The 24843-nt window shown below is 61.7% G+C and carries 25 protein-coding genes; 8 read left to right on the top strand and 17 right to left on the bottom strand.

Annotated elements, in window-relative coordinates; genetic code table 11:
• The first annotated feature begins 7 nt into the window (after window positions 1-7).
• The 3 genes from M1E05_RS08585 (at window position 8) to M1E05_RS08575 (ending at window position 1955) form a co-directional block, all read left to right on the top strand.
• Entirely contained in the window at window positions 8-712 is a 705-nt protein-coding gene (locus M1E05_RS08585) for a phosphoribosyltransferase (RefSeq protein WP_458111276.1), read from the top strand.
• Window positions 713-1026: 314 nt separating this feature from the next.
• Window positions 1027-1482, top strand: coding sequence for a GNAT family N-acetyltransferase (locus M1E05_RS08580; protein WP_461165006.1), 456 nt, complete (start codon window positions 1027-1029; stop codon window positions 1480-1482).
• A 140-nt stretch (window positions 1483-1622) separates the two neighbouring features.
• Window positions 1623-1955, top strand: coding sequence for a hypothetical protein (locus M1E05_RS08575; protein WP_461165005.1), 333 nt, complete (start codon window positions 1623-1625; stop codon window positions 1953-1955).
• 69 nt (window positions 1956-2024) lie between these two features.
• Here the strand turns inward: M1E05_RS08575 and M1E05_RS08570 are convergent, their stop codons facing one another.
• Together M1E05_RS08570 and M1E05_RS08565 are read right to left on the bottom strand one after the other, a co-directional pair.
• A complete protein-coding gene (locus M1E05_RS08570) occupies window positions 2025-2552 on the bottom strand; it encodes a GNAT family N-acetyltransferase (protein ID WP_461165004.1) in 528 nt (175 codons plus the stop codon).
• A gap of 126 nt (window positions 2553-2678) precedes the next feature.
• Window positions 2679-3050, bottom strand: coding sequence for a hypothetical protein (locus M1E05_RS08565; RefSeq protein ID WP_461165003.1), 372 nt, complete (start codon window positions 3048-3050; stop codon window positions 2679-2681).
• 90 nt (window positions 3051-3140) lie between these two features.
• Here M1E05_RS08565 and M1E05_RS08560 point away from each other — a divergent pair, with 90 nt between their 5' ends.
• Window positions 3141-3722, top strand: a complete 582-nt coding sequence (locus M1E05_RS08560; protein WP_461165002.1) for a hypothetical protein — start codon at window positions 3141-3143, stop codon at window positions 3720-3722.
• 769 nt (window positions 3723-4491) lie between these two features.
• On the top strand, window positions 4492-4893 hold the full coding sequence (locus M1E05_RS08555) for a DUF7793 family protein (protein ID WP_461165001.1): 402 nt from the start codon (window positions 4492-4494) through the stop codon (window positions 4891-4893).
• Between the two features lie 786 nt (window positions 4894-5679).
• Here M1E05_RS08555 and M1E05_RS08550 read toward each other — a convergent pair.
• The 4 genes from M1E05_RS08550 to M1E05_RS08535 all read right to left on the bottom strand — a co-directional run bounded on the left by M1E05_RS08550 (window position 5680) and on the right by M1E05_RS08535 (window position 9667).
• Window positions 5680-5925 carry a hypothetical protein gene (locus M1E05_RS08550; RefSeq protein ID WP_458111300.1) on the bottom strand — a complete coding sequence of 82 codons (246 nt, stop codon included), beginning with the start codon at window positions 5923-5925 and terminating at the stop codon, window positions 5680-5682.
• A gap of 226 nt (window positions 5926-6151) precedes the next feature.
• Window positions 6152-7483, bottom strand: coding sequence for an MFS transporter (locus M1E05_RS08545; RefSeq protein WP_461165000.1), 1332 nt, complete (start codon window positions 7481-7483; stop codon window positions 6152-6154).
• A 105-nt stretch (window positions 7484-7588) separates the two neighbouring features.
• On the bottom strand, window positions 7589-9043 hold the full coding sequence (gene hpaB, locus M1E05_RS08540) for a 4-hydroxyphenylacetate 3-monooxygenase, oxygenase component (protein ID WP_461164999.1): 1455 nt from the start codon (window positions 9041-9043) through the stop codon (window positions 7589-7591).
• 48 nt (window positions 9044-9091) lie between these two features.
• Window positions 9092-9667: a flavin reductase family protein gene (locus M1E05_RS08535; protein WP_461164998.1), complete on the bottom strand. Its 576-nt coding sequence runs from the start codon at window positions 9665-9667 to the stop codon at window positions 9092-9094.
• Window positions 9668-9824: 157 nt separating this feature from the next.
• Between M1E05_RS08535 and M1E05_RS08530 the strand changes: the two genes are divergently transcribed.
• A complete protein-coding gene (locus tag M1E05_RS08530; protein ID WP_458111304.1) occupies window positions 9825-10559 on the top strand; it encodes an IclR family transcriptional regulator in 735 nt (244 codons plus the stop codon).
• A 21-nt stretch (window positions 10560-10580) separates the two neighbouring features.
• Here the strand turns inward: M1E05_RS08530 and M1E05_RS08525 are convergent, their stop codons facing one another.
• The 3 genes from M1E05_RS08525 to M1E05_RS08515 all read right to left on the bottom strand — a co-directional run bounded on the left by M1E05_RS08525 (window position 10581) and on the right by M1E05_RS08515 (window position 16382).
• The gene (locus tag M1E05_RS08525) at window positions 10581-12017 is read right to left on the bottom strand and encodes an MFS transporter (protein WP_458111305.1); all 1437 of its coding nucleotides are present in this window, start codon (window positions 12015-12017) and stop codon (window positions 10581-10583) included.
• Between the two features lie 115 nt (window positions 12018-12132).
• Window positions 12133-15159, bottom strand: coding sequence for an AAA family ATPase (locus tag M1E05_RS08520; protein WP_461164997.1), 3027 nt, complete (start codon window positions 15157-15159; stop codon window positions 12133-12135).
• The gene (locus M1E05_RS08515; RefSeq protein WP_461164996.1) at window positions 15156-16382 is read right to left on the bottom strand and encodes an exonuclease SbcCD subunit D; all 1227 of its coding nucleotides are present in this window, start codon (window positions 16380-16382) and stop codon (window positions 15156-15158) included. The genes M1E05_RS08520 and M1E05_RS08515 overlap by 4 nt, the downstream gene beginning before the upstream one ends.
• A gap of 194 nt (window positions 16383-16576) precedes the next feature.
• On the opposite strand from M1E05_RS08515, the gene M1E05_RS08510 reads away from it, so the two are divergent.
• Entirely contained in the window at window positions 16577-17698 is a 1122-nt protein-coding gene (locus tag M1E05_RS08510; protein ID WP_461164995.1) for an ADP-ribosylglycohydrolase family protein, read from the top strand.
• Here the strand turns inward: M1E05_RS08510 and M1E05_RS08505 are convergent.
• Together M1E05_RS08505 and M1E05_RS08500 are read right to left on the bottom strand one after the other, a co-directional pair.
• On the bottom strand, window positions 17685-18221 hold the full coding sequence (locus tag M1E05_RS08505) for a DUF4395 domain-containing protein (protein ID WP_461164994.1): 537 nt from the start codon (window positions 18219-18221) through the stop codon (window positions 17685-17687). The genes M1E05_RS08510 and M1E05_RS08505 overlap by 14 nt on opposite strands.
• Window positions 18222-18292: 71 nt before the next feature.
• On the bottom strand, window positions 18293-19309 hold the full coding sequence (locus M1E05_RS08500; RefSeq protein WP_461164993.1) for a 3'-5' exonuclease: 1017 nt from the start codon (window positions 19307-19309) through the stop codon (window positions 18293-18295).
• Between the two features lie 130 nt (window positions 19310-19439).
• Between M1E05_RS08500 and M1E05_RS08495 the strand changes: the two genes are divergently transcribed.
• The gene (locus tag M1E05_RS08495; protein WP_309106580.1) at window positions 19440-20210 is read left to right on the top strand and encodes a VTT domain-containing protein; all 771 of its coding nucleotides are present in this window, start codon (window positions 19440-19442) and stop codon (window positions 20208-20210) included.
• A 108-nt stretch (window positions 20211-20318) separates the two neighbouring features.
• Here the strand turns inward: M1E05_RS08495 and rdgB are convergent, their stop codons facing one another.
• The 6 genes from rdgB to clpS form a co-directional block, all read right to left on the bottom strand.
• Window positions 20319-21005, bottom strand: a complete 687-nt coding sequence (gene rdgB, locus M1E05_RS08490) for an RdgB/HAM1 family non-canonical purine NTP pyrophosphatase (RefSeq protein ID WP_461164992.1) — start codon at window positions 21003-21005, stop codon at window positions 20319-20321.
• Window positions 21002-21760 (bottom strand): ribonuclease PH, encoded by a 759-nt coding sequence (rph, locus tag M1E05_RS08485; RefSeq protein WP_458111312.1) that lies wholly within the window; start codon window positions 21758-21760, stop codon window positions 21002-21004. The genes rdgB and rph overlap by 4 nt, the downstream gene beginning before the upstream one ends.
• Window positions 21761-21862: 102 nt before the next feature.
• The gene (locus tag M1E05_RS08480) at window positions 21863-22660 is read right to left on the bottom strand and encodes an MBL fold metallo-hydrolase (RefSeq protein ID WP_458111313.1); all 798 of its coding nucleotides are present in this window, start codon (window positions 22658-22660) and stop codon (window positions 21863-21865) included.
• Window positions 22657-23682: a glutamate racemase gene (gene murI, locus M1E05_RS08475; RefSeq protein WP_461164991.1), complete on the bottom strand. Its 1026-nt coding sequence runs from the start codon at window positions 23680-23682 to the stop codon at window positions 22657-22659. Before murI ends, M1E05_RS08480 begins: the two co-directional genes overlap by 4 nt.
• A gap of 141 nt (window positions 23683-23823) precedes the next feature.
• Window positions 23824-24402, bottom strand: coding sequence for a DUF2017 domain-containing protein (locus M1E05_RS08470; protein WP_461164990.1), 579 nt, complete (start codon window positions 24400-24402; stop codon window positions 23824-23826).
• Window positions 24395-24763, bottom strand: a complete 369-nt coding sequence (gene clpS, locus M1E05_RS08465) for an ATP-dependent Clp protease adapter ClpS (protein ID WP_461164989.1) — start codon at window positions 24761-24763, stop codon at window positions 24395-24397. The genes M1E05_RS08470 and clpS overlap by 8 nt, the downstream gene beginning before the upstream one ends.
• Between the last annotated feature and the right edge of the window lie 80 nt (window positions 24764-24843).

The raw sequence follows: 24843 nt of genomic DNA, 5'->3' as shown, positions 1-24843 counted from the left end.
TCCCCCGATGAACACGCGCTACGAGGACCGCGAGGAAGCAGGGAGGCGCCTGGCGGCTGCCCTCCCCCAATTCCGTGAACGGCCTGACACCCTGGTCCTCGGCCTGGCCCGCGGGGGCGTACCGGTGGCCGCAGCATTGGCTGCTGCGCTGTACCTGCCCTTAGGGGTCATGCTCGTCCGAAAACTGGGAATCCCGGGCCATGAGGAAACAGCCTATGGCGCCCTTGCCCTTGCCCCGGCAGCCGCTGACGAATCGGATGCCGGCCAGCCGGCATCCGAGGGAAGAGTGGTACGGATCATCAACAGACCCCTGCTGGCCCAGATGCTTGAGCACGGTGTCCGGCAGGAGTTGTTGAACCAGGTGGAAGACCGCGAGCGCGCGGAGCTTCTACGCCGCGCCCGCAGCTATCCCGGCCTGAAGCTGGATCTGAAGGGGAAAACAGTTATCCTCGCCGACGACGGACTGGCTACCGGGGCAACCATGCGGGCAGCAGTAGAGGCTGTCCGCGGTTCCGGCGCTGCAACAGTGGTGGTGGCAGTACCTGTTGCCTCGGTGGAAGCTCAGGCTTCCCTTGAGCGGGTCACCGACTTCGTCCTCTGCCTCCACCTGCCAGGAAAGTTCCGGGCAGTGGGCGCTTTCTACCATCACTTCGAGCAGTTGAGGGACGACGACGTAGTGGGCCTGCTTCAGCAAGGACTCAGTGCCGGCTGACCCTTCACCGTCCTGGCGGCCCGATGACGTTTCCCGCTGCCATGTCAAAAACCCTCCCAGTAAGGTTTTGAAACCTTTTGTTTACGGACATGAGTTATGGCAGGGCCTAGCTGTGCTTTCCGTAAGAATGTGAATCGCGGCGATAAGTGGCGGCATTTTCGCGGCGCTAAATGTCGTCCTGGTGCACGTAAGCCGAACCCTGACCGGGCAATCCGATTGCCCAAGAGGATCCTTACGGGGCGGTGAAGCGTCGTCTGATCTACGGCTGGCGGGAACTTTAACGGCCCCGCCCAGCCCCTCAGTAAGCTCTATGGATGCAGATATGCGAGGCGACTCTGGACGACCTGGAACATGTGGTCGCGATCTGCGATGCCAGCGACCGCGCACGCTGGACTCCAGAAATGGTTGCCCCGGTAAGCGAGCGGATCGTGTTGGTAGCGTCCATACAAGAAGAGATCGTCGGTGTAGCCAAAACGCACTTCCATGGCGAACCCGATGGCAAAGCCCCTGCGGGCCACTATTTAGGGGGTGTCGTCGTCTCTCCGAATTCCCGCCGGCGGGGAATCGGTTCTGCTCTCACCAGCGCGCGGGTGGAGTGGATCTGGTCTCAGTCTTCGACCGCTTATTACTTCGCGAACGAACACAACACGGCTTCCATCAGAATGCACGAGGCTCTGGGTTTCCAGTCCGTCGGTCGATTCGCGAAGATTCGCGGGGTGACAGCCGACGGGGGGCGATCGGAATTGGTGCTCTTTCAAGCGTGCCGGTAGACGATCGGCTTACGGACAACGCTTCGACGTCACTGAATTTTGAGTGCATCTGGGTCGCGGACCCCCTCCCCTTTAAACGCAGGGATAAGGTTACGAACATCAGTAGCAGCTCATCCGGGGAAAAGGTTAGGGGAACACAAGTGATACCGACGCTCAGGGCATCGAATGAGTCAGGTGAAACCTGGGACGATCCCTCTGAGGATCTACTGTTCATGCTCTTGGAAGACATTGAGAACGGCGACGAAACCTTCGCAATCGTCGAACGTTTGGTCGACGTCACGGAACAGACCTATATTCAGTCTTCCCGCAACGCTGACGGCACCTACCTCGTCGAATACCGCGACGGGACTCCTGATCAGCACTTCAGCACAGGTGCTCCTGACATGCGGGCGGCACACGCTGTGATGACTTCATGGGCGTTCGAGGAACCCCGATGGAGAGACTCCTACATTTGGACCCAGCTTCGTTTCTAGAGTCAGTGGCACTGGAACACAGCTTCCGTGCCGGAGATTGCCGCCCTCACCGTAACGCTCAGGGATCCTCTACCGGACATTGTCGTTCAGGTGCTGGAACATAAGGTGGTCCTGCCATGCGCCTGCGATCTTCAAGTACTTCGGCGCGATGCCGTACTGCTGAAAACCTGTCTTAGCGAGGACGTTTCGTGAAGCCACATTGGCAATCAATGTTTCGGCTTGTACTCGATGAAGTTCCAGTTCGGTGTAGGCGGAGGCGACTGCTGCTCGGACTGCCTCAGTCGCCAGACCCTTGCCTGTTCGGTCCTCCGACAGCCAGTACCCCATGCTGCAGGACTGGAAGGGGCCCCGGGTGATGCCGCTGAGCGTCAAGCGCCCAGCTACCGCGCCATCGTCATCCAAAATGACCCAGGGCATCGCATCGCCGCGCCCGTGACGTGCCAATGCTGCCTCGACGTCTGCTCGCTGACCTTCCACCGTGAAATAGTCTTCCGTCCGGGTGGGATCCCATGGTGACAAGAATTCGCGATTGCGTACTTGCAGTTCAGCCAGGGCTTCACAGTCGCCGGTGGTCATGAGTCGGAGGCGTAGCGTCATGGTTCTACCTTTCCAGATCCAGTCTCACCCCTTGTCACAGGCATGGTGCGCAAGCGGCGTTGCCGTCAGAGCTGGCTTTGGACGAGCGCCCGCCAGCCGGTCGATCACCGGAACACGCCTGGGGCATCAAAGGCCCAAATTTCTTCGATATTCGTCCACATTTTCGGTCCAGTATCTCGCCGAGTTCACGGCCTCGTCCCCAAACCACCAACTGGCGAAGAACGCGGCAAGCGCAAGGACGGTCACCATCGATGAGCCGACGATCCTGGCGCGTTTGCGCGGAAGGGCAAACATGGAAATCACCGCAACCGCAGCGGTGGCGGCGGGCACGAGCATAGTGATTGCCATGGTCCATTGCCTCTCTGCGATCCGTTGACGCCAGACTAACGCGGGGATGTCTTCTGGCTCATGGTTGATACCGGACGTGAGTGCAGCGAAAGTTGAAATGAGCGTCAGGATCAAAAGACCAGATCCCAGGTCCAGCCATCGGTTCCCCATGTCAGTTATCTAACCATGGTCCCTCCCACGCCAAGCGAACGAGCAGTCCTCGCGGGATCCTTCCGCGTTCGCCTGGTTACTCTCAGTTGTATGGATACTCCGTATCAACCGAACGGGACAGGCTTCGATGCCTTGGACGAACTCGACCAGGTCGACTGGAACGGACTGCAGCACGCCTACGGAAAAGGCGTCGTTTCCCTGGGTGCCGCCAACGTGTCACTCAGCATCGCAGGCGACGTGGCGCGATCGTTAGCTGCGCTTCGAGCTGACCCTTCGATCGCAATCGGTGAGGGGCTCTACTCGAACATCTGCCATCAGGGCACGGTATATGAAGCAACGGCCTATGCGGTGCCCTTCATCGCAGCCGTTGCGGCCGGCGATGTTCCAGACGGGATCCGCGTACCTCTGCTGGCACTCCTGGGGGACATCTCGATCGGAGGGAGCTATATAGCTCCCCACGGGTCTCACGCAGGCGCCTACGGGGACCGCGTAGACGTCCTCGTCACGGAATCGCTCGCCACTTCGATGACACGCCTTTCAACGGTCCGAACGCCTAGGCTTGTGGCGCTGATCCAAGCAATCCAGTCGCTTCTCGTCCATCCAACCGAAGCGCGCCGCGATGCAGTCGAATCCGCTATCGGCCTTGCACTTACGCCGCCGACCAAACCCTAGAAGCGGCGTCCGAAAGCCGGTCGATCACCGTGCCACTGAAAGCCGCTGACTAGATCCGAGTGACGGCGGGTCTGGGCGATGTACGCATGACCCGCACGGTGAAATGAACGATGAGGGGGCGATAACAGCAACTGCCGGCGGGGACAACGGGGCCAGCCTGTGGATCGCAGGGATAAGTGGCGGCGTTTTTCGGAGCAATAGATGTCACCGTTGGTGCCGGTTAGCCGATCCGTTGCCTGGGCCCCTAAGGGGGGACGAAGTGTTGTTCAGAGGTGTTTGTCGAGGTTGGCTGGTTGGTGGGTTAGGTGCGAGCTAGGGGTTGTTAGGCGGAGTGCCATGAGTGCGGCGATGAGGTAGAGGAGTCCTTGTACGCTCTGTGGCCTTATCCCCGCACTGAACCCAACGGGTCCGAAAACGGTCGTTTTTGAGCAATAGGTCTCCTTCGGTGATCTGTGCAACGGATGGAGCGGCCTCGAGGCCGAGAGGCGGCATTCCGGTTATTCAGGGTGTTCGGCGTCGAGGCCAAGAGCACAGCGCGGCGGTCCCTTCATGGAAACTGGGCGTGCATCAGAAGCTGACCCTGAACTGTGGACCCTTGCCGCCTTCCCATGTAGCCTCTCCACCATCAAGTAGGGAAGAGTGATGGGACCACTATCGCCTCCACACTGGATTCTTCGTTGCAGCAAATGTTTGGGGGCATTGTGAAGAGAATGCGATTGAAAGGTCTTGTCGGGCCGCAAAACCAGCCTGAATTCCACTCCGTAGTCCCGTGACCGGGGATCTTTTCACCGTGCGCGTACACGAGGAAAGCGCACAGATAACCTCGATCACGCTGCAACCCGCCGCATGCATCACGACAGAGGACTGTTTTCGTGCCAGCTCCGAACGGAGGGCACTCACGCGCGGAAAACCTGGGGCCATACTTCTGATAATCACGGGCGTGGGCGCGGTCAGCCGGGAAGCAATCAGCGGGTACTGCGACGGTGAAACGCTCACCGCCCTGGCGATACTCGGCAATAGCCCAGTAGATGAAGTCATCGCCAATGCGATCCTGCGACGACTCCCCATCGAGTGCGAAGCCAGATACTTCACATCCGAAGGTGATGCCCTCAGCTGGCTGCAAAACAAAGTCTGCTCCGTCGCCATGGGAGACAATCAATCAGTTAGTTGAAAAATCTTAGTCAATACCCCGGCCGTTCACTTCCGGAGAATAAGACCCCACCCACGTCCTGGAACTGGGAGCGTGTGGAGTAGGACCAGACGGCAAGACCCATCTACAAATCCCTAGCCGAACGGGCTTGACCGCTCTTCAAATAGAATCGTCCCGAAATCAAGATGGCGTTTGGTTCGCTCAGTCTTTGAGCCGGGAAATGTAGTCGGCCATGCCTGCCACAGTGAACGCGACCCTGCCCAGAGCGGGCGCGTAGATGATGCCTTTGTGAACCAGGGATGCCTTGGTCATCGTCATTGATGTCTGTCTTTTTCTGAGCCCGCTCGGCAAGGTCCATCGTGCTGGAACCCTCGTCTCCATCGATTGCCATGCAGCGCAAGAATGATTTCTTCGCCTTTGATGCCCGTTCCCATCGGGACGGGAAGAAGCCCTGATCAAGTTGTGCTCTGCCGATTTCGACGCCGATCTTCGCGTCGTGGAGCGTTACGACCTTCTCCGGTGCAGTCTCCCAGGCGGCATAACCGTACTCCTGAATGAAGTATGGGTAGGAGCCGGAAGCTGCCAGAAGGAGTTCTTTAGCGTCGGCGGTGAAGGACGCGCCGTATTTGAGGGCGGGCGCAACGAGGGCGATTCCGCGTCTTCACGACCAAGAGCCCCTATGCTGCGGTAGTTGAAAAGGCGCTCGGAGTAGGACCGGGTCTCGCTAAGTACCGGAGGAAGGTTCGGCAGCCCGGCCCCCGTCGATGTAAAACGGCCACTCACGCTGGTTGGCCAGGTGCTGAACACTCAACAGGGCGTTATCAGCCCATCATCCAGATCCTGCATCTCGTCGATCACGAATATGAGTCCAGATCTCGTCTCCGCCAAAGCCTCGGCCAAGTCTTCAATCAGTTCCTCAAGATCAACTTCGATGGACCCGGAATCTGCCCGGCCCCGCCAGTTTCCCGCTTTTCCGCAGCTGGCGGGCACGGCGAGAAAAAACAAAACGTCATCGCCAAACTCAGCGCGTTCTACGAACGCGTGCTTGTTCATTGCGCTCCTCCTCCGGTTTGGCCCATAGAGCTTCAAAACTCAGTTGGCCACTAATCGCTTTTTCCGTGCCGCACGTAATCTCCGCTTTGATCGTCAAGGTACCGGCACAAACCCACTGAAAGCTTTCGGGCGAAAGAATGGTCCCCGGCCGCAAAGCGACCGGGGACCACGTCCAATGTTTAGATATTCCTGCCCGCTCCAAGTGCATGCCGGGCAGATGGAGGACTCAGTGCCTGCTGATTCCGAGGAGGTTTCCTTTGGTTTCCTTGGCCAGAATCACGCCGATAGACGAGATGACGCAGAGAATCATGATGTAGATACCGATGGATCCTGTCCACTTGGTGGTCTGGAGCAGCCACTCCGCAATACTTGAGGCAAAGGCGCCACCAAGGATCGCTCCGAACGCGTAACCGATCGAGATACCCGAGTAGCGGACATTAGCCGGGAACATTTCTGCGTACATAGCCGACATGGGTCCGTAGGACAGTCCCAGTCCGATAGTCAGGACGAAAAGTGCCAACCCATACAACAGGATGTCCTTGGTATCGATGAGTGCGAACATCGGGATCATCCACGCAAAGATGATGGCGTAGCCGGTGAGAAAAGTTTTGACGCGGCCTATCCGGTCAGACAGCCAGCCCCCGGCCAGCGTGAAGATCAGCCAGCCAAAGGATGCCAGGGTGGTGGCGAGGAGGACCGGCGGTGCGGGCATCTGGAGCGAGCGGGTGGCGTAGGAAATGAAGAACGCAATCAGCAGGTAACCCGCCGCGTTGTTCGCGATAAAGATCATGGTCGTGTAGGCGACCGGGGTCTTGTGTTTGCGCAGGAGCTCACCCAGTGGCGCCCTGCTCTCGGCTTTGCGGGCGGCCATCTCCTGGAAGACAGGACTTTCCGCAACAGCCCGCCGGATCAGGTAACCAACCACTATCAGCACGATGGACAACAGGAACGGAACACGCCAGCCCCATGCTGCGAAGTCATCCCGGGACATGCTGCTGTTGAGGAAGAACAGCAGGCCGGTGGCCAGGATCATTCCGATGGGGACACCGATCTGCGGATAGGCACCGAAGATGCCCCGCTTGCTCATGGGTGCGTGTTCCACAGCCATCAGGGCTGCTCCGCCCCACTCGCCGCCAGCCGAGAAGCCCTGCAGGATCCGGAGGGTGATGAGGAGAATCGGGGCCAAAACGCCGATCTGGCTGTACGTAGGCAGCATGCCGATCAGAGCGGTGGCAGCCCCCATCATTACCAGCGTGAATACCAGCATCGCCTTGCGTCCCAGCTTGTCTCCCAGGTGCCCGGCAACAACGGCTCCGAGCGGACGGAAGAGGAAGCTGATACCGATGAGGGCAAAGGAGAGAATCTGCGCCAATCCGGGATTGGCCTGTTGCAGGGGTGTGAGAAACAAAGGTGATAACAGGGTGCCCGTCAGTTGGGCAAAGATGAAGAAGTCGTACCACTCGATGGTGGTGCCGACCAGCGTCCCGGCGAGGACTTTGCGTTCCTCATGTTTGCTGCTGGGGCCCGTCTCTGAATCAACGGAGGAAGTTGCGGTCATTGGAACTCCATGGCTGGGGGCACTGCTAGTACCTGCGGACACGTTTTACTGATCGAACGGTCAGTTAGTTAGTAGGATACCTTGTTTTTGTGACCAAGCCCACAGTCAGTCTTCCCGGTGCAGGAACTCGCGCACGCGTTCACGGATCGGGCCGCGATCGTAGCTGTTGACCAAAGCGCCGGCCATTCGCACCGGATCACCGAAGAAGAAGTACTCGTAGAGGGATTGCCTGCCGGAGAACCCTGATATTGATGCGTCGAAGGCCAGCTTGAACAGGCGCACACGTTCCGGTCCGGTCCGGGTCTTCCCCTGGAGGTACATCTCGATGTCAGCCCTGGCGTCGCTGTTGACATCCGCTTCACCGGGAAGAGCCATCAGGCCCGAGGCGGAGAACTTGCGGATGATCTGCGGGAAACGCTGGGCGATCTTCGGGTACCAGTTCCGGGCTGCGTTCAGGGTGCTCCATTTGGGAAGCATCACGCCTTCGTCATTAAGCTCCGCGTCGGCCTCGGATGCCCGGATCAGGGCCTTACCGATCTCGACGTCGATAATCAGCTCCGCGATGTCTTCCTGAATGTGCTGGAACCCATCGATCCCGATCGACTCGGCGAGCTCCGACGCCAGGCCAAGGAAGAACTCGCTCTTGGCGATGGTCCTGGTGACCACCTGATGGGTCATCAGGGCACCCGCGCCGGTTTCCGAGTAGAAGGCGTTGCAAAGCTGAGGGTTGCCGAGCATGAAGATCCGGTCGATCGGCACAAAAACGTCATCGAACACTGCTACGGCATCCATCTCCTCATAGCGGGAAGCCAGGGGTTCGTCGTGGGTGCTGCCGCCGTTGTAGAGGGACGTCCGGCAAAGGTAACGCAGGCCGGGAGTGTCATTCGGGATGGCGAAGGCGTAGGAGTACGGGGCATCCTCCGGGGTATTTCGCAGGACAGTGGACGGGAAGACCAGGAGTTCATCGGCAATCGGCGCTATGGTGGCAAGCATCCGTGCACCTTTGATCACGATGCCGTTTTCGCGCTCTTCCACAATCCGGGCCGACAACTGCCCACCCATCTGCTCCGAGCCTGAAACGGACCGGTTCACTTGCGGCGGGATCAGTGTGTGAGTAGCCAGGGTGTCATTCTCCCGTGCCCACTCGTAGTAATTCCGGATGTTCTCGGCGAACTTGGGATCCGCCTGGGAGAACCACTTCTGAGCAGTGGCCAAGGCGGTCAATGACGAGTTCATGTAGTCCCCCGACCGGCCGAGGAAACCGTTGGAGTACTCCGCCCAGGTTGAGATCGCCTTTCGCCGCCGTTGCAGGTCCTCGAGGGTTTTCGGTACCAGGAATGAGGCGTTCACCAGATCACCAGACGTGGGAGAGGTGTACGTAAGCGCCTCTTGGTACTGCAGATCATGCTGCATGTCGAAAAGCTTCGCGTAGGAACGTGCTACGTTTTTGAAGGCCGGGTGCTCGGCGACTTTGTCACTGACAACTTCGCCATCGATCACCACGTGGGGGCTCATGGCATTGAGCTTGTCCAGGTACTGCTGTCCGGTGCGGATACCCATGATCTTTCTCCAGTCATCTTTTAGCCGTGCCGAATACTTTGGGCGCTTTCAGAGAAGTTCTTCCATCCCCAGCTGACTCTCGGGGATGGTGGTGAAGTTGCTGTTGGCAAATGCCAAGGCGTCGCCGTTCCGGTAGTCGAAATCAACAACCTGGCCGACATAGAGCGTGTGATCGCCGCCGTCGTACGCCGCCCACGGCGTGCATTCGAAATAGGCGAGAACATTCGAAAGCCGGGGCGCCGTGCTTCCTTCCACCCAGACGGGCTCCCTGCCAAGGCGTCCGGCAAAGTGCATGGCCAGCTCACGCTGTTCAGCTCCAAGGATGTTCACCGTGAATGGCCGGCCGGCAAGCTCGTCATGAGCCTTGGTGTGGCGGGCAATACTGACCAGCACCAGCGGAGGGTGCATAGAAACCGATGTGAACGAGTTAACGGTAATTCCATGCCGTTTGGTGACGCCGTCGAAGGTCACGATGGCCACTCCCGTGGCGAACCGTCCCAGGCTCCCACGGAAGTGGTGGTTGCCCGGCGCTCCCCGTCCGTCAGCTGTGCTCCCTGGGCCCGCCCTTTCGGGGAGCTCTGCGTTTTGTGGGAGCTCTCCCTTTTCAGGTGGGTTGGCAATCATCAATGATTCCTCTGGCCGGCTTTGGGACTTGTTCTATAGTTCGTACAGCTTTGTTCTATAGTTGAACTTACAGTTCCCAAAAAGAACGCTACCGGAAGGTGGGTCCGGGCACAAGAGGTTCCGCAACCTGCCCTTGCAGCCACTTAGGATGGACCACATGAACTCGCTTGCCGCCAAGAGCCCGCCGGATTCCGCTCCCCAGGTTTCCCCGTCGCAAACCCTGTCCAGGGGTATCAGGGCGCTGGAAATCCTTGCGGAGGCAGACAGGCCCCTGACTATTGCCGAGCTCTCCACTGCCCTCGGGGTACACCGTTCTGTTGCGTACCGGATTTTACGGACGCTGGAGGATCACTCACTGCTGGTACGCGACGACGGCGGGCGTGTGCAGCCAGGCCCCGGGCTTGCTGCGCTGGCCAGGGGTGTATCGCGCGATCTGCAGACCGCAGCATTGCCTGAGCTGACGCAATTGGCCAATTCCCTGACAATGACAGCATTCGTGGCGGTGTGGGACCACCAGGACTGCATTACCCTGGTAACCGTCGAACCGAGGCACTCCGGCGCGGCCGTGGCACAGCACCCCGGCTCACGCCATCCGATCAACGCCGGTGCGCCCGGAATTGCCATTCAGTCAACGTTTGACGAGCAGGACTGGAAAGACCTGGCGCCCGGGATTGTGTACCGCCGAGAGGCTGAGGAAGCAAGGCACCGCGGCTACGCGGCAAGCCATGATGAGGTCATCGCTGGAGTCTCCTCACTCGCTGTTCCCGTTCGGGTTCCCGGCCGCCGTCCTGCCGCCATTGCTGTTGTTTACATCCGCTCATCCCAAGATCCGGCAGAGGTGGCTGCGGCGCTTAAAGCCAGCGCAGAACGCATTGAAGCCCAGTTGGCCTAGTCGCAGCCCCATATTCGCCTTTTATGCGGCGGTTCCCGCCCGCTTATTTTGAACGGCACGGAGTACGACGGCGGCTGCCGTCCCCAAGAGGAACAGCCCGGCCGCAGCGCAAACCGGGACCAGGAACGCGGTGGAATAGCCGTGGTCCTGCGCCAGGTGCCCGGCGATGGATGATCCCAGGGCAGTACCGGCGACGATTCCGCTGGCGAGTGCTGTCATGACGGTTCCCAACTTGCCGGTAGGTGCCACAAGGCCACCGATGCCGAAGACGGTGACCATGAGCGGCCCAACCGGCAGTCCCAGGATCAGCAGCACCAGGATCATGGGCAGGGCTGTGGAAGGCAGCATAAGCAACAGGGCAAAGCCCGTCATCAGCCCGGCGCTGACCATCCAGCGCATGACCAGGCTGATGCGCCGCGACCAGTAGGCCACGGACAGAGCGGCGGCCGCTGAGCTCAGCCCCATCACTGCATAGAGCAGCCCGGCAATCTCCGATGTGGCAAAGCCTGCTGAAAACGAGCTCAAGGCCGTTTGGGTGGATCCGAAGAACGTTCCCATACAAACCATGGCCGCCACGGGCAGAGCCACCGATGCAGCAACACTGAACCTGGTGGCGCTGTTTTTGCCTGGCTTGTGATCACGCGCGGGCTCGTCATTGCCCGGTTTGTCAGCAGCGGGCTCGTCCCCGGCGGGCTCGTCCTCTGCCCGCTTGTTCAGGACCGGTTTGTCCCGAACTGGGGGTTTTATCCTCCTGGGTACCGCAAGATGGGTGCGGTGCACGGCAAAGGCCGGAACCAGTGTAATTGTCAGGGCAGCGGCCAGGGCGAGGGGAAGCCAGGGTGCGACCAGGCTCGCCAGAACACCAACCAGCGCCGGTCCCAGGACGAACGTCAGTTCATCGGCCGTACTCTCGTAGGAGAGGGCGGTATCGAGGTCCTTGGCATTGTTGACGGTACTGCCGCGTGCTGTCAGCGCCATCCAACGGACCCTCGCCAAAGGCCCAACCTGCGGGCAGCTCGCTCCTGCCAGAAAGGCTGCGAGTAAAACCGGCATGCCTTGATCCAAGGCTCCGGTTCCGGGCGCCAGGCATGCGGCCAGGATCAAGGCTAGAACAGCAGCGCAGTTGATCAGGGAGGCGGCGAGCAGGACGATTCGTTGGCCGTGCCTGTCGGCCAGCCCTCCGAGCACCGGGGCGCCAAGGGCCGAACCGATACCGACCGCCCCCGCTGCAGTGCCGCCGATGGCGTACGAATCGCTGACCGAGGTGACCAAGGTCAGGGCACCGACAGTCAGCATGGCCAGTGGGAGCCTGGCGAACAGTCCGAGTGGAATGAAGCCTTTGCCTGCGAGGAGAGGCAACCGCGCGAACCTTCCGCGCTCTGGGGCCTCGTTCTTCAGCTCCTGGCTCAGGTGATCCTGATCCTGTGAAGGCTGGGAAAAAGATGTGGGAGTAGTCATAGTTCCGGGCTCGTTCAATAGTGCGCATCGTCCCTCCGCCCGATGCGCGCAACCCGGTAACCCGTCAAGTGTAGCTGAGTCAGGGAGCCTTCCAAGAATTGCCGGCCGGACCTGCCTACGCTGCCTCTGCGGTATCCGCTATGTGCAGGCTGGAACCATTCCTGCCCTTGACCACCTGAAGCTGTATGTTGACGCGCTGCTTCATCTCGGCAACGTGGCTTACCAGTCCCACCACGCGGCCGCCGTCACGCAGCCCTTCGAGGACGTCCATAACCTGTTCCAGGGCCTCGTCGTCGAGGCTTCCAAAACCTTCGTCAACGAACAGGGTTTCGATGTCGATCCCTCCTGCTTCCTGCTGAACGACGTCAGCCAGTCCCAAGGCGAGGGAGAGGGAGGCCATAAAGGACTCACCTCCGGACAGGGTTGCCGTGTCCCGGCGCTGGCCGGTCCACTGGTCTACCACTTCCAGCCCCAGACCCGACTTCGCACCCTTGGCAGCCCTGGCGTCCGTGTGTTGCAGGGTGTAACGCCCGTCGCTCATTCCGACGAGCCGTTCGGAGGCTGCAATGGCAACCTGCTCCAAGCGGGCAGCCAGAACGTAGCTGTTAAGGCTCATCCGATAGTTGTTGTCACCACCGCCTCGGGCTGCTTCTGCGAGGGAGGTCAGGAGTTCTGCATGTTGGCGTGGTTTTCGCGAGCTCTCAAGCAGTTCCCCATACTCCCCGAGGATGTTTCGCAGCGTCCGTACCGATTTCGAAGCCATGGCGGCAGCAAGGGCGGCTTCCCTCGCGGCATGATCTGCGGCAACGGAAGCCTCCCGGAGATGATCAAGCTCGTCGTTGCTTACAGAGGCCTCCCCTGCGGCTTCGCTCGCCGCGAGCATCAGGTCCTCCCCGGCGAACAGCTCCTCCACTTTGGCCTGCTCATCCTGGCCTGTCCGGATAAAGGCTTCGAGGGTCTCTGCATCCGGTGGAGGCAACAGGACTGCGCGCGCTTCTTCCACCGAGGAGAAGCCCACCACTGGCAGATCCTTGTGAAGCTGCCCGGTGACCTCCGATACCCGGCCCGCCGCCCTCTCTGCCTCAGTCTCAGCTGCCTTGGCTTCTTCCAGCACCGCGATGGTCCCGCGGACCGCTTGGATCCGCTGGTTGATGCTGGGGTAGCTCCCCCGAAGATTCGTGAGGGCGGCCTCGAGGGAATCTGTTTGCTCCTGCACCTCAGCAAGGGCGGAAGCGGTTTCAGCGATGGAGGCGAGTGCCGTGGCTTGCGCCTCTTCTGCCGCCGAGATGCTGAGCGCCAGCTCCTCCAGGCGGTCCCGGTCGCGGTCGAGGTCCGCAGCGGCGCGGACGGCGAGCGCGGCACGCTCCTGTGACGCCAATGCATCGTGTTCGGCGATCACGGGATCCGTATCACCGCCTTGTGCGGCGAGTACGGCCACTTCCTGTTCCGCTAGTGACAGCTCGCGTTCGATGGCCTGCAGCGCTTTCTCTGCAGAGTCAGTTTTAGTCTGGGCCGCCTTTTCGGTGGCTGCCACCTCCAAGGCTGACTGACCTGACGTTGCAGGAGAGGGGTGCTCGGCGCTTCCGCAGACGGGGCACGGTTCGTCAGGGGCGAGATGGCTCGCAAGTTCTGCTGCTGCATTCGCCAACCGCGCCTCACGAAGGTCCAGCCACTGATGGCGGAGTTCCTGATGAAGGTCCCTGGCCTCCCGGCGACGTTCAGCGATCCGGGCGACGGACGCTACAGCAGAATGGTGACGACGGACGATCTCCACGAGTTCTTCTGCCGCAGCTGCTTCTTTGGTGCGGAGGCGAACTTCTCCGGCGAGCTCCTCAAGGGGGCGAATCCCAGCCGCCAGTGCTGCGTATTCTGAGCGAAGGTTGTACAGCGACGCAGCATTCGCGCGGCATTGAGCCTCAAGGTCCAGGCGTAGCAGGCTGAGCTCGGTTCTCCTCTGGAGGAGCCCGGCGCACCGGTCCTCGTCGGCCAGCCGTTCGCTCAGCACAGCAGAGAATGAGCGCAACCGTTCCAAGGATTCGGTGACATTGCTTGGTGATGAGTTCTGCTGGTTTTCGGTAGCGTCCCAGCCTTCCAGCCGGTCATTGCGGAGGCTTGCCATGGCCGTCTCTAAAGACGCCGCGGCCACCTGTTCCTGCCGTTCAGCTGCCTTGACAGCGTCCAGCTGGCCACGCAGCATTTCGGCCTTGCGGTGCAACTCCAGTTTCAGGCGGGCGGCTTCCAGGGCCGGGGCAGCCAGCCGGACTTCTGATCGGCGCCTTTGGGCTGCCTCAAGCTTCTTCCGACGGGTATTTTTCGCGATGCCCGTCTCAAGGCTTCCTGCGCGGTCAATGCGCAGGGCTTCCGCGGCATCTGCCGTCTTTTGGAGCGCTGCGGCTGCGGCTTCGGCTGTGGTGGCCAGCCAAGGCAATACGTCGCAGCCATCAGGTACAGCGGACAGATCTATCTTCAGTGATTCCGCTTCGGCCTCAGCGCGGCCAAGGAGCATCCCCAGCTGGCCGGTCAGGGCTTCTACCTTGAGGCGGGCCGCTGCTCCCTGGCGCAGCAGCTCCTGCTCCACCGCTTCGAAGCGCTGAGTTCCGAACAGTTTCTGCAGGAGCTCCAGCCGGTCTTTGGCATTGGAGCGGAGGAAGGCGGCAAAATCACCTTGTGGCAGCATGACAACCCTGGTGAATTGCTCGCGACCCATCCCCAGGATTTCCGTAATTTCCGCGCCGGCTTCGTCATTGCGGCCGGACTTTTCGATCCAGCTGCCGTTGACCCGTTCGCGGAGGAGTGTCTTGGCCTGCTGACCCGTGAACCCGTTCTTTCCGCGCGTGCTGGGCTTGTCCCATGCAGGCCATCTGGAGACTTCAAAGTGCCTGCCGCGTGCCGAGAATTCGCACGTGACCCGAGGCTCCGCTGAAGGCTCGGCATGATCGCTGCGCAGACGTTTCCCGTCCTGCCTGGCACCGGGGACGGACCCGTAGAGCGCGAAGCAAATGGCGTCCAGCACACTGGTTTTTCCGGCGCCGGTGGCACCGTTGAGGAGGAACAGCCCGTGGGCGCCGAGCCGGTCGAAATCGATATGCTCTGTCCCGGCGAACGGTCCGAACGCTGAAATCTCCAGCCTGTGAATCCTCATCGCGATGCCTCTTCGAGCCGGATGTTGTCCAGGACATCGATCAGGGCTGCCCGCTCGGAATCATCCGCGGTGCGTCCCCGGACATGCTCCAAAAAGCCGCAGCAGACGGAGAGATCATCCTCCGCTTCCGAAAGCCTGCTGCTGTAGCTGGTCTTTCCTGTGACTTCGGCTCCTTCCGGATCGAAACCAAGGACGAGGGTGTCCGGGAATCGGGTTCGCAGCTTTTCCATGGCCTGGGCAGGACGTTGGGGGTCCGTCAGCGTGATCTGGCAGAAGGCCTGCTCCGCCCACGTATATTCCTCGGACTCCAGGAGCGATTGGATCCTGCCACGAAGGACGGCGAGGGTCCGTGGTGCCTCCCACAGGACTTCCGTCACGGCCGCTACCCCCGTGGCGTCGACGTCGACGAGCCAACCGCCCTTGCGATGCCCAGCCTCGGAAAACGAGTATGCCAGCGGGGATCCGGAATAGCGCACCGCCGGCGAAAGCGTTTGCCTGCCGTGCAGGTGGCCCAAGGCCGTGTAGCTGAAACCATCGAAGAGGTCCAGGGGAACGGCTCCGACACCGCCGATGGACAAGTCACGTTCGCTGTCTGAGCTGATTCCGCCGCTTGCAAAGGTGTGTGCAAGAACGATCGTGTGGACGGGTCCCTCCCCTGCCAGTTGCGCAACATGCTCCCGGATGAGCTCGGTAGCTGCCTTGGTGACCTCGAAGTGGCTTGGCGTCCCGGCTCCAAGCTGTTCGGCCACCAGCCGCGGCTCCAGCCAGGGAATCCCGTAGATGGCCAGCACAGGACCACGCCGGCCCCCCGCTGGGCTGCTGCCGGGTTCCAGAGCGCCCTCTGATTCTCCCGTTCCACCATCATCCAGCCGGAAAAGGACCGGCTGGTCGAGCTCGGAAACCCTGGTTCGCAGGTGCACGCCACCACGCTCAAGGAGCCGCGAGGCAAATCCCAGCCGTATGGCGGAGTCGTGGTTCCCGCTGGTCAGCACCACCTTGGCCCCGGCTCCGGTCAGCCTGACCAAAGCATCGTCCAAGAGCCCCACCACATCCACTCCAGGCAAAGCCCGATCGTAGACGTCCCCGGCAATCAGGACGACGTCCACGGACTCATCCCGGACAACAGCCACGAGCTGGTCGATGAACGACCGCTGGGCTTCGAGCATGCCAACGCCGTGGAAAGAACGGCCCAGATGCCAGTCCGAGGTGTGCAGTAAACGCATGCCATTAACGTATCGGCTGGGGGTGACAGTTTCGGACAGGCCCGCCCGGGGTCGGACCAATGTGTCCTGATCAGCGGTTACTTTTCGGACTTTCCTGCAAAGAATTCGCGAGCTGACCCACCCCTGATAATCCGCCGCGCGCTGAAGCCAGTCATCGGGACAAGCTGCCTGGGATTTCCCGGTAAATTTGCCGTATGAGCACAGTTCCCGATCGCCGTCCGCACCCTTCAGCCGTATCCCGGATTCATGCATGCCTGCTGGGAGGGGCGTTGGGAGATTCTCTGGGCTATGCAGTGGAGTTCGATTCGGTGGGCAGGATCAGGGAGCGTTTTGGGCCTGACGGCCTTCAGGATTTCAGCGAGCTCGACGGCGGTGTCCACTTTTCGGATGACACGCAGATGACGCTTTACACCGTAGATGGGCTTGTCGAGGTGCTGGAGTGGGCAAACGATGGAATAGGTGCCGACGCTAACGCCTGCCTGTGGCTGGCGTATCTGCGGTGGCTGGCAACGCAGGGCGTTCCGGCACCGGCGTCGGCTCCCGTGCCGCAACCCCGCTGGCTGGACACCCATCAAATCCTCAAACACCGCAGGGCTCCGGGCAACGCTTGCCTCAGCGGGCTTTCAACTGGAGAGATGGGCACCGTCTACCGCCCGGTAAATCCCGACTCCAAGGGATGCGGAACCGTCATGCGTTCGGCTCCTTTTGGCCTGATCCCGCATATCCCTGTGGATTCCGTGTACAAACTCAGCTCCGACGCCGCTTCGCTGACGCACGGCCATCCTTCGGCACGGCAAAGCGCCGGGGCATTCAGCCTGATTATTCACGAACTGGTGAGCGGCCACGGCCTGCAGGAAGCGGTGGAGGCTGCCGTGGGCTACATCCGGGGCCTGCCGGAACCATGCCAGGAGCTCCTGGAGCGACTGGAGTCGGCCCTGGGGGCCGCCGATAAGGCCGGGTCTTCAGCCCGAACTGGCTCAGGTGGCTCCGGCAAGATTCTCGGCCCCGAGGAACTGGTGGAGACGCTCGGTGAGGGCTGGGTCGCCGAGGAGGCTCTCGCCGTCGCGGTTTACTCGGTTCTGGCGACGGCGGCAGCTGACGGGGACAGCGCGGACCCTGTAGCGCACTTCAAGGCAGCGGTCCGGTTGGCCGTGAACCATTCCGGCGACAGCGACTCGACCGGCTCAATAGCTGGAAACATCCTGGGTGCCTACTACGGCGAGGCGTGCCTTCCGCCTGAGTGGCTGGACGCTCTTGAAGCTCCGGAGGTCATCCGCGGAATGGCGGCTCAGCTCGTCACGGTTACGGGCGCCTGAGCGAGATGTTGTTGCAGGCCTCGCAGACGTCTTCGGGGATCAGTCCGCGGCGCTGAAGAAAACCAAAGATCACACACCCGAGGCAGAACCCCGCAAACGCCTCAAGGGAAGCAGCGATAATCAGGACGGCCAGCAGCGACCACGCGGCCGGCGCCATTCCTGCGGCCAGCAGAACGGCAGCAGCGGTGGAGATCGCAGCCCCCAATCCCTGGGCGAAGCGTTTGGGCGGACCGGGCACCAGCTTCACCCGGCCCAGGCGGGGGGCAAGGACCTTGACGGACAGCAACGCCAAGGGTGAAATACGCGGGCCGAACAGTACCCTCAGCCAGAAGCCCACGGCGATTGCGGACAGTCCCCAGCCGAACCCTGTCAGCAATGTCACAACCGCGACGGCCACCACGAGTCCGGCAGTAATCCTGGCAGCGTACTCGTTGACTGGATTGGGAAAAGCGAACGCTGCCCGCCAGCCACTCTGCACATGCCCTGCCGGGGCTGTGGCCTCCGGCGTCTCAACTCTGCTCATGCTGTAAGGGTAGGAGAGCTCCGCTCCCGCTAAAAGATTTGTTGCTCACTGTGAACGGGAACTGAGTAAAGCTAGGACGCGGCGAACGAGGACGCAGGCATGTGTCCGCCTACCATTTGCAGGAACTCTCCCTCGGACAGCACTTCAATCTGCTGTCCCCGATCGTGCAGCTCCAGGACCCGTTTGGCTTTGCCGGTAAGCCGGCCGGAGCGCAGGTCTGCAGCCACAAAGCCGTCGCCCACAACCAACAGCGTGGTCCGGGCCGTGACCCTGCTCTCCGGACGCGCACCGAATTCTGCCGAACGCACCTTGGCTTCCGGCCTTGCCATGGTGAGCTGCCCCGTAAACACCACCGTCTGGCCGTACAGCGGATGGCCCGGCTCGGCGTCGGCATTGGGCATGGGGTTGGCCCCTTCTTCGGGCCAGCCGGACTGGAACGGCCTGGAAGGCGCACTCCCCGCTCCCAGGGCTGCGAGCGCCGTCAGCGTGGCCTTGGACAATTCATCACGCCGCGGATCAAAAGCAGGCTGGTGCGGCAGAGCCAAACCAAGGGAAAGGTAAAGTTCCCCAATGCTGTGGGATCTGTTGCGGGCGGCAATGTCAATGAGGATTCCGGCGCACGCCCGTGCATCCTCGGCAGCATCATGGTGGTTGACGAGAGGCACTCCGGCCTCTTCGGCCGCGTAAGGCAAAGAGTTCGAGACCAACGAATAACAGCGCCGGGACAGCATCACAGTGCAGGCGTAGTCGTAGGCGGGACCGGCAAGCCCGGACACCTCCAGCCCCGAGCGGATGACCCCCAGGTCAAAGGCCGCGTTGTGGGCGGCCAGGACATCACCGCCAATGAATGCACCGATCTCCGGGAAAAGTTCACCAAAGCGAGGCAGTCCAGCCACATCCTGGGACCTGATGCCATGGATCCTGACGTTGTGGTGATCGAAGTGGTCATGATTTTCCGGGGGCCGCATCAGCCAGGACGCCTCTTCGACCACAACACCTCCGCGGACTTTACTGAGGCCAACAGCGCACGGCGAACCGCGGAAGCCATTGGCAGTCTCGAAGTCGATCGCCGTAAAGTCCAAACTCACGGCTCAACTTTAGCCGTGGCAGGAGGGCCGGCCTGCACGACTCCCCGTACGGGGAAGAGATAGCCGGGAAGGCCCGGTGCGCCAGTCCACAGGATCAGTCCAGTAACCTAGAAGCGTGAATCTAACTGCGATGAGTGACTTTGCCGTGTCCGCTTTGGGGGGTGCGGGGCCCGTACAACCGCACCTGGCCTCGTTCCTGCCTGACTGGCTTAACCCCCAGATTTTTCTGGCAGACCCTGCTTTGGCCCCGTGGGTAGTGCTTCTGGTCTGCGGCATCATCTTCGCTGAAACAGGGCTGCTGATCGGGTTCTTCCTTCCGGGTGACTCCTTGCTCTTCACGGCCGGGCTGCTCGTTGCGACTGACACCATCAAGTTCAACATCTGGCTTTTTGCCGCCCTGATCATCGTGTCTGCGATCGTGGGAAACCAGACTGGTTACCTCATTGGCTCCAAGGCCGGGCCTGCGATCTTCAACAAGCCGGATTCACGCCTGTTCAAGCGTGAGAACGTGGACAAGGCCCATGCATTCTTTGAAAAGCACGGCGGCAAAGCGCTGATCCTGGCCCGGTTTGTCCCCATCATCAGGACCTTCGTTCCGGTGATCGTGGGTGTTGCCCAGATGAGCAAGCGGAAATTCTTCCTGTTCAACGTGATCGGCGCCTTCCTCTGGGGCGGCGGCGTTACGCTGCTTGGCTACCTGCTGGGCGACCGGATCCCGTGGGTCCGCGACAACCTGGACATCATCTTCATCATCATTGTCCTGGTCTCCGTCATTCCGATCGGCATCGAGGTCCTCAAGGGTATCTCGGCCAAGCGGCAGGCCGCGGCCTACGGCACGGATGCAGTGGACGAGTTCATCGAAGAGCACGCCCCGGAGAACGAACGCAAAACCAACCCGTAACTCCTGATCTTCCCGGTCACGAGGTAAAGACGGCCCTCCCCCACATGAACGCTGCTGGCCAGCAAAGCTCATGCGGGGGAGGGCCGTTTTTGTCTGGGCGGGCGGGTCTTAGTGCCGCGCCAGCGCGTCGATGATGGCCGGCAGCAGGGCCCTGAACGCCTTGCCGCGGTGACTGATCGCGTTCTTTTCCTCCGCGCTCAACTCCGCGCAGCTGCGGTCATAGCCGATCGGCTGCAGAATCGGATCGTAGCCGAAGCCGCCGTCGCCACGGGGTTCACGCAGCAACACCCCTTCAAGCTGGCCGTATTCCACCACCTGGGTACCGTCAGAGCCCGTATCTACGGCACCGGAAGCCTCTGTCCCCGGGCTGGAGGGGACTGCCAGGGCTGCCGCGCAGACGAAGGCTGCTCCACGATGGCTGTCAGGTACATCGGAGAGCTGGGCGAGCAGCAACTCCAGGTTCGCTGCATCGTCGCCGTGCCGGCCACACCAGCGGGCCGAGAAAATCCCCGGTGCGCCGCCCAGGACATCCACTGCCAGTCCTGAGTCGTCGGCAATGGCCAGGAGTCCTGTCGCATCCGCCACAGCCCGTGCCTTGAGGAGGGAGTTCTCGGCGAAGGTCACCCCGGTCTCAGGGACATCCGGCGCACCTGCGGCGGAGGCATCGATGACCTGGGTATCGACGTCGAGCCCGGGGACCTGACCGCGCAACAGTTCGCGCAGCTCCCGGAGTTTTCCCTTGTTATGGGTCGCCAGGACAAGGAGCGGGTGGTGCGTGCCAGCCGTTTCCGTCACGGGGCTTCCGCGAGGGTTTCGCGCTGGATGACTGCCAGTTGCCCGGTTCCGAGGAGAGCAAGGTCCAACAGCTTGTTCAGCTCGTCCCGGTCAAAGGGCGCTCCCTCGGCGGTCCCTTGGACCTCCACGAACTTGCCGGAACCGGTGACTACAACATTCATGTCTGTCTCGGCGCGCACATCCTCCACGTACGGCAGGTCCAGCATCGGGACGCCGTCGATGATCCCCACTGACACAGCTGCGATGGTATCGATCAGAGGTTGTGCATTGCGGGAGATGATTTTGTTCTCGCGGGCGAAGCGGATGGCCTCGGCCAGGGCAACATAGGCGCCAGTGATGGCAGCGGTGCGGGTACCGCCGTCGGCCTGGAGGACGTCACAGTCCAGCACGATGGTGTTTTCGCCAAGTGCTTTTGTGTCAATGATGGACCGGAGCGAGCGGCCGATCAGGCGGGAAATTTCGTGGGTGCGTCCGCCGATTTTGCCCTTGACGGACTCCCGGTCAGAGCGGGTGTTCGTTGCCCGGGGCAGCATGGCGTACTCAGCAGTTACCCAGCCGCGGCCCTCGCCCTTGAGCCAACGGGGCACGCCTTCAGTCAGCGATGCGGTGCACAGGACCCTGGTGTTTCCGAACTCAATCAGCGCAGAACCCTCAGCCTGCTTGGACCAGCCGCGGGTGATGCTGATGGGGCGGAGTTGGTCAGGCGTGCGGCCGTCGGCGCGGATAACAGGGGTGGTCAGTGCTTCAGAAGTCATGCCCCTAGCTTATCCACTCCCAATGGCGTGGCCCGCGCCTGAAGGGCCCTTTCGACCGGCTCGCCCGACTCGGGCGGCTCGCCCGGCTCGGGCGGGAGACACTCACACCGTGTAGTGCACTCCAGCCACAGCCACGGCCACGTCCCCCGAAAACACCGGACGTGCCTCCGCCATGACGGTGGTCTGGGACGTCCATACCGGAATGTGCGTCAGCAACAGGCGGCGGGCACCAGCCGCAGCAGCTGCCTCTCCGGCACGCTTTCCCGTCAGATGCACATCCTTGACGGCGTCGTCGCGTCCTTCTTCAAACGCGGCCTCGCAGAGGAAGAGATCCGCGTCCTTCGCCGCCTCTTCCAGCCCGCTGCACGAATCGGTATCCCCGGAGTAGGTGAGGACCCTTGTTACAGGACCCCCTTCCCGGGACGGTTCCGTCACCTCCACCCGCAAGGCATACGCTTCTTCGACGGGGTGGTTGACCGCGAACGGGGTAACGGTGAAGGGTCCCAGGGCAACCGGTTGGCGTTCAGCCCAGTTGCTGAAGTCGAACTCCTCATGCATGCCCGGATTGAGCTCAAGCCCGTAAGCGGTAGCCATCCTGTCCGCCGTTGCAGCTGGCCCCCACACCGGTATTCGGTCCCGGCCCCAACCGCCCGGCTTCCACCGCACTGCGACATGGAGCCCGCACAGGTCCATGCAGTGGTCCGGGTGCAGGTGGGTCAGGAAGATGGCGTCGATGTCTTCCAGATCCGTGTAACGCTGGATGGCGCCAAGGGCGCCGCTGCCCAGGTCCAGGACTATCTTCCAGGTCCGCTCGCCATCGTGGGCAGTCAGGAGGTAGCACGACGCCGGCGATCCCGGCCCCGGAAAGGACCCTGTACAGCCCACTATGGTCAGCTTCACGTCGCGGAACCTCCTGCAATGGAGTTTTCCACAAAATTGGAGGTTCGGGGACGAACTCCCCCAGAGCGCGCGGCGGCAATCATTTCCGGAGTGATCCGCGCCAGGCTGCCGGTGGGGTACTGGGCAGCAACATGGGCTACATGCTGCACGCTGAGCACCTCCGGGCCGAGGAAACGCCTGGCAAGGGACTCGAACTGCTCCGCATCGCCCGTCGCAATGAAGTGGTGTTCCGGCGGACTCACGGATTTCCGCTCCAGGCCGCGGGTGGCCAACGCACGGTAGACGTCCTTGGCCGTTTCTTCGGCACTGGAGACGAGGGTGACGTCGTCGCCCATCACGAAGGAAATCACGCCGGTGAGCAGGGGGTAGTGCGTGCAGCCCAGGACCACAGTGTCCACGCCCGCGGACTTCAGCGGGTCGAGGTATTCGCGGGCGACAGCCAGCAGTTCGGGTCCTGTTGTAATCCCGGCCTCCACGTAGCTGACGAAGGCAGGACAGGCCACCGATGTGATCTCCAGGTCCGGAGCTGCTGCGAACGTATCGTCGTAGGCGCGTGACCCGATTGTTGCCGAGGTTCCGATGACACCGATCCGCCCGCTCCGCGTTGCGGCCACCGCCCGCCGGACTGCCGGCTGGATGACTTCGATGACAGGGATGCCGTAACGGGCTGTGTACCGTTCGCGTGCATCCCGAAGCACAGCGGCCGACGCCGAGTTGCAGGCGATGGTCAGCAGCTTGACCCCGGAATCCACCAGTTCGTCCATCACGCCCAGGGCGTTGGCGCGCACTTCCGCGATAGGGAGCGGGCCGTACGGGCCGTTGGCGGTATCGCCGACGTAAAGGATGGATTCGTTGGGCAACTGGTCAATGATGGACCGGGCAACGGTCAGTCCCCCGACGCCCGAGTCGAAGACACCTATCGGCCGGGACCCCATATTGCTGGGAGCAGTGGACGAGGTGCTGCTTGTCTGGGATTCCGTTACAGCTCCCGCTGCCGGATCCATGCTCGATGCTGAAGTCATGATTATTCGAGGATAGGGCTTCGCACTGGCTCCGGCCATTAGATGTGTCCCTTGGCTCATGTCTGTTGAGTCACACTAAGCGTTGGCATGGAGACCGGAAGGCCGGACAGTACTGCGGAGCGTGGGGCACCTCCGTGCTGATCAACGCCGCGGGCCGGGTTGGGTGTCCAGCGAATGCACCATCGCCTGTACCAGCGACTCCTGAAGCCACGTGGTGAAGTTGTATACGAGGGCCAGGTAGCTTTCCACGTCTTCAGCCTGGGACCAGTCCTGCATCAGATGGACATGTTCGGCGTCGGCTTCATCCTGGATATCCAGGCGCTCAGCCAGCACCAGCCGGACGTCATTCAGCGCTGTAGACCAATGCCTCGCGTCAGTCTCCGTCAGGGTCAGATCGTCCTTGTCCAGGCCCAGCGAGGCAGCCCGCAGGGCGCCGATCTTGGCTTCTCGGAGCGAGCGTTCCGTGAGTTGCCGGAACTCCAGTGACGCGGCGCCGTCGTCCTTCATGACGTTGGGAAGGAGCCGCCTGACCGCCCTGTCAGTGGGTTCCTGGACCTCCATGTCGAGTCCGATCAGCGCAGAGAGGGGGTCCTGGTTCTCCCGCTCCTCAGGCTCCAGCATGGCGATGACGTCAGCGAAAAGGCTCCGCAGCAGCTCCCGTTCGGCCGGTTCGAGGTAGCCGCTGATTCCCCTGAGCCCGTATTTGAATGCCTTAGCCACGTTTTCCCTTGCCCTTGCCGGAGGTGCCGTCCTTGCCGCCGCTGGTGGCTTTCTCCACCGTGGCCCACAGTCCATAGCCGTGCATTGCGACGGCGTGCTGCTCCACCTGTTCCTTGCTGCCGTGGGCCACGATGGAGCGGCCCTTCTTGTGGACTTCCATCATGAGCTTGTCCGCCTTGCTCTCCGAATATCCGAAGTAGCTCCGGAAAACGAAGCTGACGTAGCTCATCAGGTTCACCGGATCGTTCCAGATCACGAGGTTCCAGGGGACGTCCGGGGCGGTCAGGGAATCGGCTGACACCACTGTTCCGGTCTGGGTGCTCTCCCTCGTATCGGGGCCGAGCGCAACGCTGAGGGTCATCTGTCCATTCTATGGGGATGCTGGGCCCACGCCGGATGGGCCCACGCTGGCGCGGGCCCCGCGGCGAAGCGAAGCGAGAC

The organism is Arthrobacter sp. R4-81 (assembly GCF_054792365.1).
Note: the sequence above shows the minus strand (reverse complement) of the source record. Positions and strands in the feature narration are given on the sequence as shown.

Excerpts from the sequence above, each read along its gene's own strand:
- hpaB (WP_461164999.1), bottom strand. The coding sequence starts at position 9,043 with ATGGGTATCCGCACCGGACAGCAGTACCTGGACAAGCTCAATGCCATG.
- rph (WP_458111312.1), bottom strand. The coding sequence starts at position 21,760 with ATGACTTCTGAAGCACTGACCACCCCTGTTATCCGCGCCGACGGCCGC.
- M1E05_RS08520 (WP_461164997.1), bottom strand. The coding sequence starts at position 15,159 with ATGAGGATTCACAGGCTGGAGATTTCAGCGTTCGGACCGTTCGCCGGG.
- M1E05_RS08565 (WP_461165003.1), bottom strand. The coding sequence starts at position 3,050 with ATGGGGAACCGATGGCTGGACCTGGGATCTGGTCTTTTGATCCTGACG.
- M1E05_RS08580 (WP_461165006.1), top strand. The coding sequence starts at position 1,027 with ATGCAGATATGCGAGGCGACTCTGGACGACCTGGAACATGTGGTCGCG.
- M1E05_RS08525 (WP_458111305.1), bottom strand. The coding sequence starts at position 12,017 with ATGACTACTCCCACATCTTTTTCCCAGCCTTCACAGGATCAGGATCAC.
- M1E05_RS08515 (WP_461164996.1), bottom strand. The coding sequence starts at position 16,382 with ATGCGTTTACTGCACACCTCGGACTGGCATCTGGGCCGTTCTTTCCAC.
- M1E05_RS08550 (WP_458111300.1), bottom strand. The coding sequence starts at position 5,925 with ATGAACAAGCACGCGTTCGTAGAACGCGCTGAGTTTGGCGATGACGTT.
- M1E05_RS08535 (WP_461164998.1), bottom strand. The coding sequence starts at position 9,667 with ATGATTGCCAACCCACCTGAAAAGGGAGAGCTCCCACAAAACGCAGAG.
- murI (WP_461164991.1), bottom strand. The coding sequence starts at position 23,682 with ATGACTTCAGCATCGAGCATGGATCCGGCAGCGGGAGCTGTAACGGAA.
- M1E05_RS08530 (WP_458111304.1), top strand. The coding sequence starts at position 9,825 with ATGAACTCGCTTGCCGCCAAGAGCCCGCCGGATTCCGCTCCCCAGGTT.
- M1E05_RS08495 (WP_309106580.1), top strand. The coding sequence starts at position 19,440 with ATGAGTGACTTTGCCGTGTCCGCTTTGGGGGGTGCGGGGCCCGTACAA.
- M1E05_RS08570 (WP_461165004.1), bottom strand. The coding sequence starts at position 2,552 with ATGACGCTACGCCTCCGACTCATGACCACCGGCGACTGTGAAGCCCTG.
- M1E05_RS08510 (WP_461164995.1), top strand. The coding sequence starts at position 16,577 with ATGAGCACAGTTCCCGATCGCCGTCCGCACCCTTCAGCCGTATCCCGG.
- M1E05_RS08560 (WP_461165002.1), top strand. The coding sequence starts at position 3,141 with ATGGATACTCCGTATCAACCGAACGGGACAGGCTTCGATGCCTTGGAC.
- M1E05_RS08545 (WP_461165000.1), bottom strand. The coding sequence starts at position 7,483 with ATGACCGCAACTTCCTCCGTTGATTCAGAGACGGGCCCCAGCAGCAAA.
- M1E05_RS08585 (WP_458111276.1), top strand. The coding sequence starts at position 8 with ATGAACACGCGCTACGAGGACCGCGAGGAAGCAGGGAGGCGCCTGGCG.
- clpS (WP_461164989.1), bottom strand. The coding sequence starts at position 24,763 with ATGACCCTCAGCGTTGCGCTCGGCCCCGATACGAGGGAGAGCACCCAG.
- M1E05_RS08505 (WP_461164994.1), bottom strand. The coding sequence starts at position 18,221 with ATGAGCAGAGTTGAGACGCCGGAGGCCACAGCCCCGGCAGGGCATGTG.